The 15,384-nt window shown below is 65.8% G+C and carries 13 protein-coding genes and 1 tRNA gene; 6 read left to right on the plus strand and 8 right to left on the minus strand.

Annotated features, from left to right (window positions below; genetic code table 11):
• Positions 1 to 502: 502 nt before the first annotated feature.
• From msrQ to clpB, 4 genes are all read right to left on the minus strand, one after another.
• Positions 503 to 1,138 carry a protein-methionine-sulfoxide reductase heme-binding subunit MsrQ gene (msrQ, locus tag G5A46_RS03725; protein ID WP_163847414.1) on the minus strand — a complete coding sequence of 212 codons (636 nt, stop codon included), beginning with the start codon at positions 1,136 to 1,138 and terminating at the stop codon, positions 503 to 505.
• Between the two features lie 18 nt (positions 1,139 to 1,156).
• The gene (gene msrP / locus G5A46_RS03730; RefSeq protein ID WP_163847416.1) at positions 1,157 to 2,062 is read right to left on the minus strand and encodes a protein-methionine-sulfoxide reductase catalytic subunit MsrP; all 906 of its coding nucleotides are present in this window, start codon (positions 2,060 to 2,062) and stop codon (positions 1,157 to 1,159) included.
• Positions 2,063 to 2,121: 59 nt separating this feature from the next.
• Positions 2,122 to 3,699, minus strand: coding sequence for an FMN-binding glutamate synthase family protein (locus G5A46_RS03735; RefSeq protein WP_163847419.1), 1,578 nt, complete (start codon positions 3,697 to 3,699; stop codon positions 2,122 to 2,124).
• 297 nt (positions 3,700 to 3,996) lie between these two features.
• Positions 3,997 to 6,615 carry an ATP-dependent chaperone ClpB gene (clpB, locus tag G5A46_RS03740; RefSeq protein WP_163847421.1) on the minus strand — a complete coding sequence of 873 codons (2,619 nt, stop codon included), beginning with the start codon at positions 6,613 to 6,615 and terminating at the stop codon, positions 3,997 to 3,999.
• A gap of 224 nt (positions 6,616 to 6,839) precedes the next feature.
• On the opposite strand from clpB, the gene G5A46_RS03745 reads away from it, so the two are divergent.
• The 4 genes from G5A46_RS03745 to G5A46_RS03760 all read left to right on the plus strand — a co-directional run bounded on the left by G5A46_RS03745 (position 6,840) and on the right by G5A46_RS03760 (position 10,057).
• The gene (locus G5A46_RS03745; RefSeq protein WP_163847422.1) at positions 6,840 to 7,154 is read left to right on the plus strand and encodes a hypothetical protein; all 315 of its coding nucleotides are present in this window, start codon (positions 6,840 to 6,842) and stop codon (positions 7,152 to 7,154) included.
• Positions 7,155 to 7,404: 250 nt separating this feature from the next.
• Complete coding sequence (locus tag G5A46_RS03750; protein ID WP_163847424.1) at positions 7,405 to 7,707, plus strand: hypothetical protein; 303 nt, start codon at positions 7,405 to 7,407, stop codon at positions 7,705 to 7,707.
• Positions 7,708 to 7,912: 205 nt separating this feature from the next.
• The gene (pyrF, locus tag G5A46_RS03755; RefSeq protein WP_163849868.1) at positions 7,913 to 8,635 is read left to right on the plus strand and encodes an orotidine-5'-phosphate decarboxylase; all 723 of its coding nucleotides are present in this window, start codon (positions 7,913 to 7,915) and stop codon (positions 8,633 to 8,635) included.
• Between the two features lie 168 nt (positions 8,636 to 8,803).
• Positions 8,804 to 10,057 carry a DNA polymerase IV gene (locus G5A46_RS03760; RefSeq protein ID WP_163849869.1) on the plus strand — a complete coding sequence of 418 codons (1,254 nt, stop codon included), beginning with the start codon at positions 8,804 to 8,806 and terminating at the stop codon, positions 10,055 to 10,057.
• 2 nt (positions 10,058 to 10,059) lie between these two features.
• Here G5A46_RS03760 and G5A46_RS03765 read toward each other — a convergent pair whose 3' ends face one another.
• Entirely contained in the window at positions 10,060 to 10,920 is an 861-nt protein-coding gene (locus tag G5A46_RS03765) for an N-formylglutamate amidohydrolase (protein ID WP_163847426.1), read from the minus strand.
• Positions 10,921 to 11,068: 148 nt separating this feature from the next.
• On the opposite strand from G5A46_RS03765, the gene G5A46_RS03770 reads away from it, so the two are divergent.
• Positions 11,069 to 11,143, plus strand: a tRNA-Val gene (locus G5A46_RS03770).
• Positions 11,144 to 11,218: 75 nt separating this feature from the next.
• Positions 11,219 to 11,344, plus strand: coding sequence for a type B 50S ribosomal protein L36 (gene ykgO / locus G5A46_RS03775; RefSeq protein WP_028287243.1), 126 nt, complete (start codon positions 11,219 to 11,221; stop codon positions 11,342 to 11,344).
• Positions 11,345 to 11,487: 143 nt separating this feature from the next.
• On the opposite strand, the gene G5A46_RS03780 is transcribed toward ykgO, so the two are convergent.
• The 3 genes from G5A46_RS03780 to G5A46_RS03790 form a co-directional block, all read right to left on the minus strand.
• On the minus strand, positions 11,488 to 13,161 hold the full coding sequence (locus G5A46_RS03780; protein WP_163847428.1) for a peptidoglycan-binding protein: 1,674 nt from the start codon (positions 13,159 to 13,161) through the stop codon (positions 11,488 to 11,490).
• 47 nt (positions 13,162 to 13,208) lie between these two features.
• Positions 13,209 to 14,438 (minus strand): phenylacetate--CoA ligase family protein, encoded by a 1,230-nt coding sequence (locus tag G5A46_RS03785; protein ID WP_163847430.1) that lies wholly within the window; start codon positions 14,436 to 14,438, stop codon positions 13,209 to 13,211.
• A gap of 74 nt (positions 14,439 to 14,512) precedes the next feature.
• Positions 14,513 to 15,367 (minus strand): ABC transporter ATP-binding protein, encoded by an 855-nt coding sequence (locus G5A46_RS03790; RefSeq protein ID WP_163847432.1) that lies wholly within the window; start codon positions 15,365 to 15,367, stop codon positions 14,513 to 14,515.
• Positions 15,368 to 15,384: the final 17 nt, after the last annotated feature.

A 15,384-nucleotide genomic window follows, 5' to 3' on the forward strand; every position in this document is an offset into this window, starting at 1 on the left:
TACTTTCTGGCGCGACCCGCTTCAGATGCCTCAATGTTTTCTACCGTCTGTCCCTTTAGAGCGTCGCTCCGTCGTTCCGTCTGGCGTTCCGTTGTGCGCCTCAGCGCCGCCGGTGAGGGGGTATTTACGGATAGCACCGGGGGTCCGCAAGCGCTTTTTCAAAAGAAACGTCACTTTTCTTACATGAAGATGATTTTCCTATAAATAACAGTGGGTTATGCATTGCATTTTTCGCGCCACCGGCCCTACGCAGCCGGACCTACTGCTCTCGTTCCCGTGAGATTTCGGACTCAATCACGTTACTCACAGACTTATCCCCAGAAGCAGCCTGAATCAGCACCCATTTCCGATGAATCGCCGACGCGATTCACCGGAAATGGGTGTCATCGCGAGTCGCTGCCCCCCTCGCATTGCGGAATCGGGGGAAAAGAAAACGGCCCGGCCCATTATCGGAGCCGGGCCGGATGGCACGCCATGCACATGGAGGGAGACATGCGGGATTTCAGGCGCGCCGCCGCCGGGGCAGCCGAACCCGGAGGGCCAGCAGGAACAGAATGGCGGCAAGGTAGATCAGCGGCTCCAGTTGAAACCCCTTGACCAGTAGCACGAAGTGCAGCGCCCCCAGGATCGCCACCGCATAGACCGCCTTGTGCAGCTTGCGCCATTTCGAACCAAGCCGGCGGATCGAACGGTTGTTGGAGGTCACGGCCAGCGGGATCATCAGGACGAATGCCGCCATGCCGACGGTGATATAGGGGCGCTTCAGGATATCGGCCCAGACCTGCGACAGGATCTGGACGTCCAGCACCAGCCAGACCAGCAGATGGCCCAGAATGTAGAAGAACGTCAGCAGACCGATCGCGCGGCGGAACTTCAGCAGGTTCAGACCGACATGGCGCCGCAGCGGCGTGACGGCCAGCCCGGCGATCAGCAACCACAGGCCCCATTCGCCCATCTGGTGCTCCATCACCTTTACCGGATCCACGCCCAGCCCTCCGGTGACACCGGAGATGAACAGCCAGATCGGCGGAACGGCCCCTACTATATACAAGGGCCACGCTGGGACACGACGTAGCACGCCGTTGATCCGTCCGACCACGTGATCCCTGCCTTGTCCAAGCGCTGCCGTGAGTGCCATGCCGATTTCCCCCACCGGTCAGATGTTCTTCTGGAGGTCCATCCCGGCATAGAGAGAGGCGACTTCCTCTCCATAGCCGTTGAACATCTCGGTGTCGCGGCGGCTGCCGAACAGGCCTGCGCCGATCACCCGTTCGGTCGCCTGGCTCCACCGGGGGTGGCGCACTTCGGGGTTCACGTTGGAATAGAAGCCGTATTCGCTGGCGTTCGCGTCATTCCAGCTGGTGAAGGGCATGTCCTCCTGCAAGGTGATGCGCACGATGCTCTTGATGCCCTTGAAGCCGTATTTCCACGGAACGACCAGGCGCAGCGGGGCGCCGTTCTGGTTGGGCAGATCCTGACCGTAGAGGCCGGTGGCCATCAGGGTCAGCGGATGCATCGCCTCGTCCAGGCGCAGGCCCTCGCGGTAAGGCCAGTCCAGCACCGGATAGCGCAGGCCCGGCATTTCCTCGGGGCGTTGCGCGGTTTCGAAAGCCACGTATTTCGCCCCGGATTGCACGCCCACCTGCTCCAGCAGGGCGCGCAGTTCGAACCCGTTCCAGGGGATCACCATCGACCAGGCTTCCACGCAACGCAGGCGGTAGATCCGCTCCTCGATCTGCTTGCCCTTCAGGATGTCCTCCAGCGCGTAGTCGCCGGGCTTGTCCACCAGGCCGTCGATCTTCACCGACCACGGCGCGGTGGTCAGGGTGTGGGCGTTTTCGGCCGGGTCGGTCTTGCCGGTGCCGAATTCATAGTAATTGTTGTAATTGGTGACGTCTTCCAGCGTGTTCGGCTCCAGCCCCTGGGGGGCAGCCAGGGCCGGACCGGCGATGGAGCCGACACCAAGGCCCGCGGCCCCCGCGATCAGCGACCGCCGGCTGAGGTACATCCCCTGAGGCGTGACGTCGTTTTCGGTGAAATGGCTTTTCCAGGGGCGGGGCATCGGCTGTCTCTCCTCGTGATATGCTTGATATACGAGGTAAAGCGTCCGGCGGTTTCCTCCTAATCAGAGCTTCTCACGTCTGCGTCGGCGGATTGAAACAATTCCGTACCGCCAGATCCGCTTTCGCCCGCGTTCAAGGCAGCGATCCGGGCATCATCGGGCAGGACGCTGGGCCGCAGATGGCGCAGCACCACGGAATCGCCCCCCGCCTGCACGACCCGCACATGCCGCCGCCGCATCAGGCGGGGTTCGGCGACGCCCACGGAATGGGCGATGATCTCCACCTCATGGGTGATCTGGCGGGCGTAATTGGCGACCTTGCGGTATTTTTCCTCGGGCACCAGGCCGCGCTGAAGATGCGGGTCATGGGTAGTGACACCGGTGGGGCAGGTGTTGCGGTCGCATTTCAGCGCCTGGATGCAGCCCAGGGAGAACATGAACCCCCGCGCCGTGGTGACGAAATCGGCGCCGGCGCAAATCGCCCAGGCCACGTCGGAGGGATTCACCAGTTTGCCGCTGGCGATGAGGCGGATGCGGTCCTTCAGGCCGAACCGGTCGCGCATGTCGACCATGCGCAGCAGTGCCTCCCGAAGAGGCATCCCCACCAGGTCCATCAACGGCATCGGCGCGGCGCCGGTGCCGCCCTCTCCGCCGTCGATGGTGATGAAATCGGGGGCGTGGTCGGCGCCCCGGCGCAAAATCTCCTCGAACAGGGCTTCGTAGGCGTCGGACGAGCCGATCACCGTCTTGAACCCCACGGGTTTGCCGGTCACCTCCCGGATGTGGCCGATCATGTCCAGCAGCGAAGGGAAGTCCGGAATTTCCACGTGCCGGTTGGGCGAAATGGAGGCGACACCCTCGGGAATGCCCCGGATGGCCGCGATCTCCGCATCCACCTTTTCCGCCGGCAGGATACCGCCCTTGCCCGGCTTGGCCCCCTGCGCCAGCTTCAATTCGAACATGCGGACCTGATCATGGGCTGCGACATCGCGCAGACGGTCGTCGCTGAGGTGACCGTGTTCATCCCGAACGCCGTATTTCGCGGTGCCGATCTGGAACACCAGGTCACAGCCTCCTTCCAGGTGATACCGGGACAGGCCGCCCTCCCCGGTGTTCATCCAGATCCCCGCCTCGGCCGCGCCCCGGCTCAGCGCCCGCACCGCCGGTCGTGACAGGGCGCCAAAGGACATGCCCGAGATGTTGAAGACCGAGGGCGCCCGGTACGGCAACCGCGCCGTCGGCCCGATTTCCAGTGGCTGGGTCTGGGCGAACTGATCGTCCAGTGGCGGAAAGGTATCGTTGACGAAGATCGAGGTGCCGGGAATGGACAGGTTGCGCGTCGACCCGAAGGCCACCATGTTCCCGTGCCCCTTGCCCGCGTTGTAGACCCAGTCTCGCTGGGCGCGGTTGAACGGCATTTCCTCACGATCCATGGCAAAGAAGTACTGCCGGAAGAATTCCCCCAGCTCGGTGAACAGGCTGCGGAACCGACCGATGACGGGGTAGTTGCGGCGCACCGCGTCCTCCCGGTTGCGGCGATCGAGGACAAACATGGCCAGCACGGCCAGCACCCCGATCCCCAGCATCAGCACGAACAGCAGTGCCAGCCATTCCAGGATCACCCAAACCACAACCATCTGCCACGCCTCTTTCTTCTGCCGTCCCGCGCCGTCGCGCGTTCCGGGATCTACGCCCGCATCATTGCGGGTTGATGACACCCTAGTGGGCCGCGCCCGGAAGAAAAGGGATGGCATCCGGCGACAATGGCGGCAGGCGCGGTTTCGGCGCGCTGCGGTGGCGGCGGCGCTGTCGCTGCGGCGGACGCCTTGCAAGATGGCGATGCCGTCGCGGCTGCCCCCGGTCCCATCAGCGCAGGAAACGGGAGGCCGACCTCACGAAAAAGGCCCGCCGGCGAGGGCGGGCCTTGGCCAGGATCAGTGCAGCGTGGCGTGGTCGGGCGCATCGCGGTCCGATCGGCCCAGCCTGTCGCCGATGATCAACCCGTCCGGCCCGGCAGTCACCGGAACAATGGTGCCATCCGCGATCTCGCCTGACAGCAGGGCCTCGGCCAACGGATCCTGAAGGGCGCGCTGGATCACCCGCTTCAGCGGACGGGCGCCAAAGATCGGGTCGTAGCCCTCGTCGGCGAGCCAGGTCCGGGCGTCCTGGTCCAGTTCCAGACGTATCTTGCGAGAAGACAACCGCTTCAGCAGCCGTGCCATCTGGATATCGACGATGCCGTCCATATCCGCCCGGGCCAGCCGGTCGAACAGGATCGTTTCATCCAGACGGTTCAGGAATTCGGGCCGGAAATGGGCCCGCACCGCATCCATCACGTCGCGCCGCGCCTGCGCGCTGTCGCCACCTTCGGGCAATTGGCTGAGCGCCTGCGCGCCAAGGTTGGAGGTCAACACGATCAGCGTCTGCTTGAAATCCACACGGCGACCCTGGCCATCGGTCAGCACCCCGTCGTCCAGCACCTGAAGCAGCACGTTGAACACATCCGGATGCGCCTTCTCCACCTCGTCGAACAGCACGACCTGATAGGGCCGGCGGCGCACCGCCTCCGTCAGGACACCACCCTCGTCGTAGCCGACATATCCCGGCGGCGCCCCAATCAGCCGGGCCACGGAGTGCTTCTCCATGAATTCCGACATGTCGATGCGCACCATGGCCTGATCGTCGTCGAACAGGAATTCGGCGACGGCCTTCGTCAGCTCTGTCTTGCCGACACCCGTCGGCCCGAGGAAGAGAAACGAACCCAGCGGCCTGTTCTCGTCATTCAGACCGGCCCGCGCCCGGCGCACCGCGTTGGCCACGGCCCGCACGGCATTGTGCTGACCGATCACCCGGCGGTGCAATTCGTCCTCCATGCGCAACAGTTTCTCCCGCTCGCCTTCCAGCATGCGGGCGGTGGGGATGCCGGTCCAGCGTTCGACCACCTGGGCGATCTGCTCGGGGCGCACGGCTTCCTCGACCATCACGCCCTCCGCTTCCTGCTGCTCCGCCTCGCCCAGCTGTTTTTCCAGCTGTGGGATGATGCCATAGGACAGCTCTCCCGCGCGGGCCAGATCGCCCTGCCGCTTGGCGATTTCCAGATCGGCACGGGCACGGTCCAGCTGTTCCTTCAACTCCCGGGCAGAGGCCAGCTTGTCCCGCTCTGCCTGCCACTTGGCCGTCATCTCCGAAGCGCGATCCTGAAGATCCGCCAGATCCCGCTCCAGATGCTCCAGCCGATCGCGGGAGGCGCTGTCGTCTTCCTTCTTCAGGGCCTCCGCCTCGATCTGCATTTGCAGGATCTGGCGGTCGAGCTGGTCCAGCTCTTCCGGCTTGCTGTCGACCTCCATGCGCAGACGGCTGGCGGCTTCGTCCACCAGGTCAATCGCCTTGTCGGGCAGGAACCGGTCGGTGATATAGCGGTTCGACAACGTCGAGGCCGCCACCAGCGCCGCATCCGAGATCCGCACGCCATGGTGCAGCTCGTACTTCTCCTTGATCCCGCGCAGGATGGAAATCGTGTCCTCCACCGTCGGTTCGCTGACCAGCACCGGCTGGAAACGGCGCGCCAGGGCGGCGTCCTTCTCCACATGCTTGCGATATTCGTCCAGCGTGGTGGCGCCGACGCAATGCAACTCACCCCGCGCAAGCGCAGGTTTGATCAGGTTGGCGGCGTCCATGGCGCCATCGGCCTTGCCCGCGCCCACCAGGGTATGCATCTCGTCGATGAACAGGATCACCTCGCCCTCGGCGCTTTCCACTTCCTTCAGGATGGATTTCAGGCGCTCCTCGAATTCGCCGCGATACTTGGCCCCGGCGATCAGCGCGCCCATGTCCAGCGCCAGCAGGCGTTTGTCCCGCAGGCTTTCGGGCACGTCGCCGTTGACGATGCGCAGGGCCAGCCCCTCGGCGATGGCGGTCTTGCCGACGCCCGGATCCCCGATCAGGACCGGGTTGTTCTTGGTCCGGCGGGACAGAACCTGCATGGCGCGGCGGATCTCGTCGTCACGGCCGATGATCGGGTCGATCTTGCCTTCCTCCGCCGCGCGGGTCAGATCGCGGGCATATTTCTCCAGCGCCTCGAACGTGTCTTCGGCGCTGGCGCTATCGGCGGTGCGGCCACGGCGGATGTCGTTGATCGCCTCGTTCAGCTTTTGCGCCGTGACGCCGCCGGTTTCCAGCGCGTCCTTCGCGGCGGAGCGGACCAGCGCCAGCGCGGTCAGCAGCCGTTCGACGGGCACAAAGCTGTCGCGCGCCTTCTGCGCGACCTTCTCCGCCTCCGTCAGAACCTTTACGGTGGCATTGTCCATGTAGGTCTGGCCGGCGTCGCCAGTGACGGCGGGCACCTTGCCCAGGGCCAGATCGACCGCCTGCTGCACGGCGGCGGGATCCCCACCGGCCTTGCGGATCAGGTTCGCGGCCAGGCCTTCGCTGTCATCCATCAGCGCTTTCAAGATATGTTCGGGCACCAGACGTTGGTGATTGTCCCGAATGGCGATCGTCTGCGCCGACTGGATGAAGCCGCGCGACCGCTCCGTGAACTTGCTCAAGTCCATGGGTTTCTCCTTCTGACAAGCGTTCCGCCCGTGGCGCCCTGAACAGGCGCGCCCCTCGGGAACCTCCCTTCAAAGATGGGGAGACTGCCCCTCCGTTCAAGCGGACTTGAGCGCTAAAATGGAACCTGCAAGCTCCGTCATCCGTTTGTCTGACACGCCATCGCGGGGAAATCGCCCCCGTGACAGCGATCAGACAGGCACCAGGTCAGGGAAAGGAACAGAGCATGAAACGCCCCGAGACCCGAATTTCCGACATCCGCTACAATGCGGCGGATCGCGCCTTCGAAGCCCTCGTGACGCTCACCCGGCACGGCGAGACCTTTACCTACCCGATCAGTTTGCGGGCCCCGCTGGACATGGATTACCCCCGCGTCTCCGAGGCCATGACCCGGCTGGCCCTGCGCCGCCACGAGCGCGGCACCACCGCCCTGCGGTCGAATCGCAAGCGTCCCGATCTGCCGCACCTGAGCGAGATTCCCGCCGCGGTCCACAGCGCGACCAATACCCTGTGGGAGCGGATCCTGCGCCGCGCCGCCTGACGTAGGGTCAAAAGACGGCAAGCATCTTGGGCGGATACGCCTGAGTAACCACATATATTGTGGCCTGACAGGCGCTTGACCCCCTCCATGCAAAATTGCGCATGACGTCCTTGCAAATTTTTATTGATGATTTTTGCAAAGCCGTATACTTGTATTTCAACGACGTAAGAGTTTCCTTTCTAACCAGTGCCTTACATAGCAACTCTCTGCTTCGGGCCATAATCCGGGCGGACCTATCGGGACCGGCACTATGACACTGACAGTTACGCTCGCCGCGCTTCGCTATAACGCAGCCTGCGCCTCGTTCGAGGCCATGGCCACAGTCGAAGACGCAGGCGCGACCTATCGTTACCCCGTCTCCGTCATGACGGATCTCGACGCCGATCAGGCGGAAATTTCTGTCCGGTTGTCTGCTGCCGCCCGGATGACACACCATTGCGGCGCGTCCCTGCGCTCCCGGTCCTCCATGGACCAGCCGGTTGATAAAGTCCCCCAGGCTTGTATCGCGTCTGCCCGGCAGGTCTGGACCCCGGAGCTTTACCACGCCGCGTGACTGGGTGCCGGGCTGGCGGTTCATTCTGTCCCGCCGCCAGCCTGGCCCCGTTTTTCCGCTCCCAGCCCCCGCGCATCTGAATCCTGCAAATTTCCTGCAAACCTTTCTGACATTTCCTTGCCTTGAGGCTCTTCCGATTGCCTCACCAACTGCCCCAAGGCTTTAAGCCTTGACTGGGGGCGGAGAGCGCTTCATTCCACGCGACATGAAGAACGCCACCTCCGCCCCCGCTTTTTTTCCTGCTGATGACCGCCTGATCGTCGCGATGGACGTGCCCCATGCCCCGGCCGGGCTGGAACTGGCGACGCGCCTGGGTGATGCCGTGTCCTTCTACAAGATCGGGCTGGGCATGCTGACTGGCGGCGGGCTGGCCCTTGCCAACGAGTTGAAGCAGGAGCAGGGGAAGCGGATCTTCCTGGACATGAAATTGTTCGACATCGGCGCCACGGTGGAGGCCGCCGTGCGCGGGCTGGTGCAATTCGATCTGGATTTCCTGACCGTACATGGTGACCCCCACGTGGTGCGTGCCGCCCGCGAGGGGGCCGGCACCAGCGCCACGCAGATTCTGGCGGTGACCATCCTCACCTCGCTGGATCGCGCCGATCTGGACGACGGCCTGATCCAGCCCGGCGATCTGTCCGAACTGGTGGTCGAGCGGGCCGCGCGCGCGTTCGAAACCGGCGCCCATGGGGTCATCGCCTCCCCCAGGGAGGCCGCCGCCATCCGCGCCCTGCCCCAGGCAGAGGGCCGCCTGATCGTCACCCCCGGCGTGCGCCCAGCAGGCGCGGCCAGCGGTGACCAGAAGCGCATCGCCACCCCAGCCGCCGCCCTGAACGCGGGCGCGGATCATATCGTCGTCGGGCGCCCGGTCTGGCAGGCCGAAGACCCCGCCGCCGCAGCCCGCGCGATTCTCGCCGAAATCCGCTGACGCTCCCCTCCGGGCAGGCGACACCGGACAGGCGACAGGTGCACCGGGGGCGACCACGGCGCCCCGCTTGCCGCCGCCGGTATTCCGCATCTGTTCTCTACCCGCGGGCTGGGATAGATTTGTGGTGTCTCGCCCTGTTTCCCGGTCCCTGTTGCCATGTCCGCGCCGATCCCTGCCCTGTGCCGCGACTGCCTTGCCGAATTCGCCATGGCGCCCGCCTGCCCCACCTGCCGGTCGCGGCGTGTGGTAGCCCATGCGGAGATGGAGCGGCTGAGCATCGCGCATATGGATTGCGACGCGTTCTTTGCCTCGGTCGAGAAACGCGACAATCCCGACCTGGCGGGCAAGCCGGTGATCATCGGCGGCGGGCGGCGCGGCGTTGTCTCCACCGCCTGCTATATCGCGCGGATCCGGGGGGTCCGCTCTGCCATGCCGATGTTCCAGGCGCTAAAGCTCTGCCCCGAGGCGGTGGTGATCAAACCCCGAATGTCCGCCTATGTCGAAGCCTCCCGCGCGATCCGCGCCATGATGGAGGAGCTGACCCCCGCCATCGAACCCCTGTCCCTGGACGAGGCCTTCCTGGATCTGACCGGCACCGCGCGGCTGCACGGCCACTCTCCCGCCTGGATGCTGGCCCGGCTGGTTCGCCGGATGCGCGACGAACTGGGGCTGACCGGCTCCATCGGGTTGTCGCACAACAAGTTCCTGGCCAAGCTTGCCTCCGATCTGGACAAGCCGCACGGGTTCTCCGTCATAGGCGCCGCCGAGACGGAGGATTTTCTGGCCCCCCGGCCGGTGCGCGACATCTGGGGCGTCGGCCCCGCGACCCTCGCCACGCTGGAAACCGCCGGCATCCGCAGCTTCAGTGATCTGCGCCGCTGGGATCGGCGCGACCTGGCCGCACGGTTCGGCAGCATGGGGGACCGGCTGTGGCACCTGGCGCGCGGGCAGGACCGGCGCCGTGTCTCCGCGCATTCGCCGGTCAAGTCGATCTCCAACGAGACGACGTTTTTCGAGGATACCGCCGACCCCGATCTTCTGGATGGACATATCTGGCGCCTGGCAGAAAAGGCTTCTGGCAGGGCCAAGGCGCGCGGGCTGGCCGGACGCGTCGTAACGCTGAAGCTGAAACGCGCGAACCATTCCGCCCTGACCCGCCGCCATGCGCTGCGCGACGCCACGCAGCTGGCCGATGTTCTATACCGGGAGGCGCGGGCGCTGTTTGACCAGGTCGGCGCCCAGGGGCCCTATCGCCTGATCGGGGTGGGGCTGTCGGATCTGGTGCCCGACACCGCCGCCGACCGGCTGGGCGATCTTCTGGACCCTGACGCCGCCCGTCGCAGCCAGGCGGAGCGCGCCACCGACGCGATTCGGGAGAAATTCGGCGCCGATGCCATCATCAAGGGCCGCGCGCTGCGCTGACCTTATTCCGCCGCCAGCGGCAGCGCCGGGCGCCCCAGTTCGGCGACGGCACCGACCACGACGCGCAGCAGCTGGCGCATTTCCGCGAACCCGGCGGTAGGCCTCAAAGTCTGCTCATCCATGTACAATGCCCGATCGAATTCGATCTGAACCGCATGCTGGTTGCGCCCGGGGCGGCCGTAGCGCTGCGTGACATAGGCCCCGGCAAAGGGGGCGTTGCGCACTACATTCAGCCCCGCGCCGGCCAGGATCGTCTCGATCCGATCAACCAGCGCGCCATCGGCCGACGCGCCGAACCGGTCGCCGATCACCACGTCGGGCCGTGGCGCGCCGTTGCGGGCAATACAATCGACCGCCTCGTGGGGCATGGAATGGCAATCCACCAGTATCGCCTCGCCGAACCGGCGTTGCGCGGCGCGCAGCAGATCCTCCAGCGCGTCGTGATAGGGGTGCCATGCGGTACTGAGGCGCCGATGCGCCTCTGCCAGGGGCAGCTTGCCACGATAGATCGGGCGGCCATTGGCGACGACGCGGGGAATCACCCCCAGCCCGGAGGCGATGCGCGGATTGTGTCCGCGTCGGCGGACCCCTTCGATCACGGCCGGGTCCAGTTCGTCCGGGCCACGATTCAGGTCGACATAGGCGCGCGGCGCATGGGCGCACAGCAGCGGGGCCCCGAAATCCGGCACGCAATCGAACAGCTGATCGACAAAGGCATCCTCGGAAGAGCGGATGTCATGGGCGCTGAGAATCGACCGGCTCAGAAACGCCGCCCCGTAATCCCGCCCGCTGTGCGGAGAGGCGAAAACGACCGAGGTCGTGACCTGGTCCGGGCTGAAAATCTCAAAGGGTGTCAGGGTCATGGCTGCTCCGCTCTGGAAAACATGATAGTCCGGGAACAAGTGTGCGGAAAGGCCCTTGATCCCCGCTTCGAACCCTTTTATAGACCACCGAACCGGCGCGGACCTCCCGCGCCCCTTTTATTGGGGGGCAGGAACCGAACGGTATCATGGGCGATTAGCTCAGCGGTAGAGCACTTCGTTGACATCGAAGGGGTCACTGGTTCGATCCCAGTATCGCCCACCATGATTTCATCGGCTCCGGTCCCCGGCGCCACCGCGAAACCAGGCGCGAGCCGCGCCGCGACAGTAGGAGACGACCATGAAGGTACGTAACTCGCTCCGCTCGCTGAAAAGCCGCCACCGCGATTGCCGCGTGGTGCGCCGCAAGGGCCGCGTCTACGTCATCAACAAGACGCAGCGCCGGTTCAAGGCACGCCAGGGCTGATAGCCCGGCGCTTAGCGACGATTTGACGAGAAACCGCCCCCTGGGGCGGTTTTTTGCTGTTGGGGGGTGGGAAATGCCAGGTCGGGACTGCGCGATGCGGCTTGTTCGCGGCGCCGAAGGTCCATCCCCCGGCGCCGCTGAAATCACCGCCCTACCGCCAGCATCAGCACCATGGTCTGCTGGGTGACAAAGCCGGTGGGGTCCACCCCCTGGTCGCGCTGGAACCGACGAATGGCACGGCGGGCCTGCCGGTCCAGGTTGCCGTCAACAGGCCCCGGATCCAGCCCCAGCTGCGACAGCCGACGTTCCACCAGAAGGCGGGTCACACTATTGCCGACGATCCGCTCCTCCTCCGCTCGGGCCGCGTCCCGCGCACCGGAACCGCGCGCATTGTCCTGCAATTCCTCCAGCCGGGCCTGCGCCGTATCGGCAAAGGGCGAGCGCGGATAAGCCTCCAGAAACTGGCGATAGGCGGGGATCGTGTCGCGGGCGCGGGTGTCTTCCCATGCGCGGCGCAGCTCTGCGTTGGCCTGGCGGCGGCGCTCTGCCTCGATCTCATCCAGCCGAGCCTGCGCCTGATCGGCGAACACCCCGTCGGGATAGCGTTCCAGGTAGGCGCGCAGCGAATCCTCCGACTTGGGATCCCCCAGGTCGGACCAGAACGCCCGGTCCCGCCGTTCTTCGGCGGCGCGGCGGCGGCGGGCCTCCTCCTCCAGCGCGGCGGCCCGGCGGTCGGCCTCCTGCTGCAATTGCGTGACCTGGGCGCGGGTCAGATAGGTGGTCGCGTCAAAGCCGCGATCGGCCTGCCAATCCTTGATCGCGGCACGCGAACCGGGACCAAAGATGCCGTCGATGCCGCGCGGGTTGAAATCCAGCAGCGACAGGTTGCGCTGTACCTGCCGCCGGTCATCACGGCCGAGGTTCAGGGCGGTTTCCGCGCTTTGGGCGTCACGCAGCGGTGCCTCCCGCAGATCGCGGACCTGGCGCCTGGCCTCGGTCACGAACCGCCCCGAGGGGTAGCGCCGCAAATAGGCCTCCAGCGCGTCGATGGTGCCGATATCGCGCACGGCGTTCCAATAGGCCAGCTCCCCGGTATCGATGCCCGACGTCGTGTCATCGTCCTGCGGTGTCCCGCCCGCCCCCGCCAACCCGTAGTGCGGCGAGACGAACCCCGACAGCGCGACCCCGCCGGGCGCCAACCGCGCGGCGGCGGCATAGGTGGCGCCGTCGTCCAGCAGCGTGTCCCGCAGCAGCGACAGCAGGGGCCGCGCCCCGCCGCGCGCCAGCGTCACGCCCTGCGGGGCTGTCACGCCATCGGTGCCGATCTGCAATCCCGCGACCGGGTCCAACGGCCGGTCCGGCTCCGCCATCAGCACCAGCGCCTTGCCCTGCGCGGTTTCCAGAACGGCGGTCAGCGCGCCCAGCGGCAGCCCCTCTGCCGCCAGCCCGAAGGGGCCGTCCAGCAGCGCATCGCGCCCCAGAAGAAACGTATCAGCGGAGCCGCGCACCATGTGCCCGCCCAGCATGATCACCACGCGGTTGGCGGCGTCCTCCTCCAGGGCGCGGGAGAATTCGGCCGCCAGGCGGCGCATCTCCGGGGCGGTGCGGTCCGTGCCTTCGATCACGTCGAATCCGGCGTTTTCCAGGACGCGGGTATAGAACCGGGCGACATCGGGCACGCGCGGATCTTCCAGCTGCCGGTACTGTCCGTTGACCAGCACCAGCGCCACATCGCCGGCGGTCACGGGCAGCGCGGTTGCCCCCAGGGCCAGCACCGGCAGCGCCTTCAACATCCTCAGCAAGCGGACAAGTTTCATTCGCGGTTCCTCCGTTCCGACAACCATCCGGGGCAGGAGGGGGCCGGTCAATCGTAGCTGCGCTGATCCTCGATCACCTTGCCGTCATTGGGAAGGCTGCCGCGCGGCACCACTTCGATCGTGGCTTTCATCTTCAGCGCGTCAACCACCGAAGCGGCATAGCGTTCCCCGCCATCGCCCGCCGCGCCGTCGGCCTCCAGCCGGACGATCATCAGGTCGCGCTCTCCCTCCCGCCGGGCAATGACGCGGGCGCGATGGACCTCGCTGTGGCGGGCGACCAGGGCAGCGACCTGTTCGGGGCGCACGAACATGCCCTTGATCTTGGTCGTCTGGTCGGCGCGGCCCATCCACCCCTTGATCCGCATGTTGGTCCGCCCGCAGGGGCTGTGGCCGGGCATCACGGCCGACAGATCGCCGGTGGCGAACCGGATCAGCGGGTAATCAGGGTTCAGGGAGGTCACGACGACCTCCCCCACCTCCCCCTCGGCCACGGGGGTGCCGGTGCCGGGGGTGACGATCTCCACGATCACACCTTCATCGACGATCATGCCGTCCATCGCGGCGGATTCGTAGGCGATATTTCCCAGATCGGCGGTGGCATAGCTTTGCAGGCAGGTGATACCGCGATCCGCGTATTCCTGCCGCAACGAGGGGAACAGCGCCCCGCCGCCCACCGCCGCACGGGTGATCCGCAACGGCAGGCCCAGATCCTCGGCGCGGTCGAGGATCACCTTCAGGTAATCGGGGGTCCCGGCATAGGCGGTGACACCGACATCATGGGCCGCGCGAGCCTGCAAATCGGTCTGGCCGGTCCCGGCGGGCAGCACCGCAGCGCCAACCGCGCGCGCGCCGTTCTCGAAGATCATGCCGGCCGGCGTCAGGTGGTAGCCAAAGCAGTTCTGCACGATATCGCCCTTGCCGATGCCGCAGGCATGCAGGAACCGGCCCATCCGCCACCAATCATGGCCGCGCCCGCCCGGCTCGTAAATCGGTCCCGGCGACTGAAACACATGGGCAAAGCCGCTGACCGGCAATGTGGTCAGCCCGCCAAACGGCGCGGAAGCCGCCTGTCGCGCCACCAGGTCGGACTTGCGCAGCACCGGCAGGCTGGCCAGCGTCTCCACCCCGGTAATGGCGTCGGGATCGACCTCCGCCAGCGTCGCGGCATAACCGGGCAGCCCGCGTGCCGCCGCCAGTTGACGCGGCAGTTCGCGGCGCATGGTATCGGCGCGTTCATCCGCGCTGCGGGTTTCCAGGGTATCGAAATGTCGCGCCATGCCTCATGCCTCCAGGTGTTCGGGGCGCCCTGTGCGGGCCGGTGTCAGGTCTGCCTGTCGAAACGGGGCCGGGATCAGGCCAGCCACCGTTTCCGACGGCGATAGGACCGCACGTCACGAAAGGACTTGCGCCCCTCCTCCGACATGCCGAGGTAGAATTCCTTGACGTCCGGATTTTCGCGCAGCTGGGCGGCGGGGCCGTCCATCACGATCCGCCCGGATTCCAGGATATAGCCGTAATGCGCGAACCGCAGCGCCACGTTGGTGTTCTGTTCGGCCAGAAGGAAGGTCGCGCCTTCGTTCTCGTTCAGGCTTTTGACGATATTGAAGATCTCTTCGACCAACTGTGGCGCCAGGCCCATCGACGGTTCGTCCAGCAGGATGGTTTCGGGACGTGACATCAGCGCCCGCCCGATCGCCACCATCTGCTGCTCACCGCCTGAGGTATAGCCCGCCTGGCTTTTGCGCCGTTCCTTGAGGCGCGGAAAATAGGTGTAGACCTTCTCAAGATCCGTCTCGATCTCGGCACGGGAGGAACTGCGCGTATAAGCGCCGGTCATCAGGTTTTCCTCGACCGTCAGGTGTTCAAAGCAATGACGCCCCTCCATCACCTGGATCACCCCCTTCTTCACAAGCGCGGCGGGGTCCAGATTGGCCACCCGGTCGCCCCGGTAGGTGATCGTTCCCTTTGTCACCTCCCCCCGTTCAGAGCGCAGCAGGTTCGACACGGCCTTCAGCGTCGTGGTCTTGCCCGCGCCATTGCCGCCCAGCAGGGCCGTGATCCCCCCCTTGGGCACGCTGAGGGACACGCCCTTCAGCACCAGGATGACGGAATTGTAGATCACTTCGATATTGTTGACCTCCAGCAGCGGCGCGCCCTCGGGGGCGGTCTCGGCAGCGGGAGCGGTAAGCGTGTCGGCGTCGGTCATCTGGAACCTCGGAACTG

The sequence above is a fragment of the Pseudooceanicola aestuarii genome, assembly GCF_010614805.1.
In the GTDB taxonomy this organism is placed as follows: domain Bacteria; phylum Pseudomonadota; class Alphaproteobacteria; order Rhodobacterales; family Rhodobacteraceae; genus Pseudooceanicola; species Pseudooceanicola aestuarii.

What these genes read in the sequence shown, in the direction of transcription:
- clpB (WP_163847421.1), bottom strand. Translation starts at nt 6,615, where the DNA reads ATGGACTTGAGCAAGTTCACGGAGCGGTCGCGCGGCTTCATCCAGTCG.
- G5A46_RS03735 (WP_163847419.1), bottom strand. Translation starts at nt 3,699, where the DNA reads ATGGTTGTGGTTTGGGTGATCCTGGAATGGCTGGCACTGCTGTTCGTG.
- G5A46_RS03750 (WP_163847424.1), top strand. Translation starts at nt 7,405, where the DNA reads ATGACACTGACAGTTACGCTCGCCGCGCTTCGCTATAACGCAGCCTGC.
- msrP (WP_163847416.1), bottom strand. Translation starts at nt 2,062, where the DNA reads ATGCCCCGCCCCTGGAAAAGCCATTTCACCGAAAACGACGTCACGCCT.
- G5A46_RS03765 (WP_163847426.1), bottom strand. Translation starts at nt 10,920, where the DNA reads ATGACCCTGACACCCTTTGAGATTTTCAGCCCGGACCAGGTCACGACC.
- G5A46_RS03790 (WP_163847432.1), bottom strand. Translation starts at nt 15,367, where the DNA reads ATGACCGACGCCGACACGCTTACCGCTCCCGCTGCCGAGACCGCCCCC.
- G5A46_RS03745 (WP_163847422.1), top strand. Translation starts at nt 6,840, where the DNA reads ATGAAACGCCCCGAGACCCGAATTTCCGACATCCGCTACAATGCGGCG.
- msrQ (WP_163847414.1), bottom strand. Translation starts at nt 1,138, where the DNA reads ATGGCACTCACGGCAGCGCTTGGACAAGGCAGGGATCACGTGGTCGGA.
- pyrF (WP_163849868.1), top strand. Translation starts at nt 7,913, where the DNA reads ATGAAGAACGCCACCTCCGCCCCCGCTTTTTTTCCTGCTGATGACCGC.
- ykgO (WP_028287243.1), top strand. Translation starts at nt 11,219, where the DNA reads ATGAAGGTACGTAACTCGCTCCGCTCGCTGAAAAGCCGCCACCGCGAT.
- G5A46_RS03780 (WP_163847428.1), bottom strand. Translation starts at nt 13,161, where the DNA reads ATGAAACTTGTCCGCTTGCTGAGGATGTTGAAGGCGCTGCCGGTGCTG.
- G5A46_RS03785 (WP_163847430.1), bottom strand. Translation starts at nt 14,438, where the DNA reads ATGGCGCGACATTTCGATACCCTGGAAACCCGCAGCGCGGATGAACGC.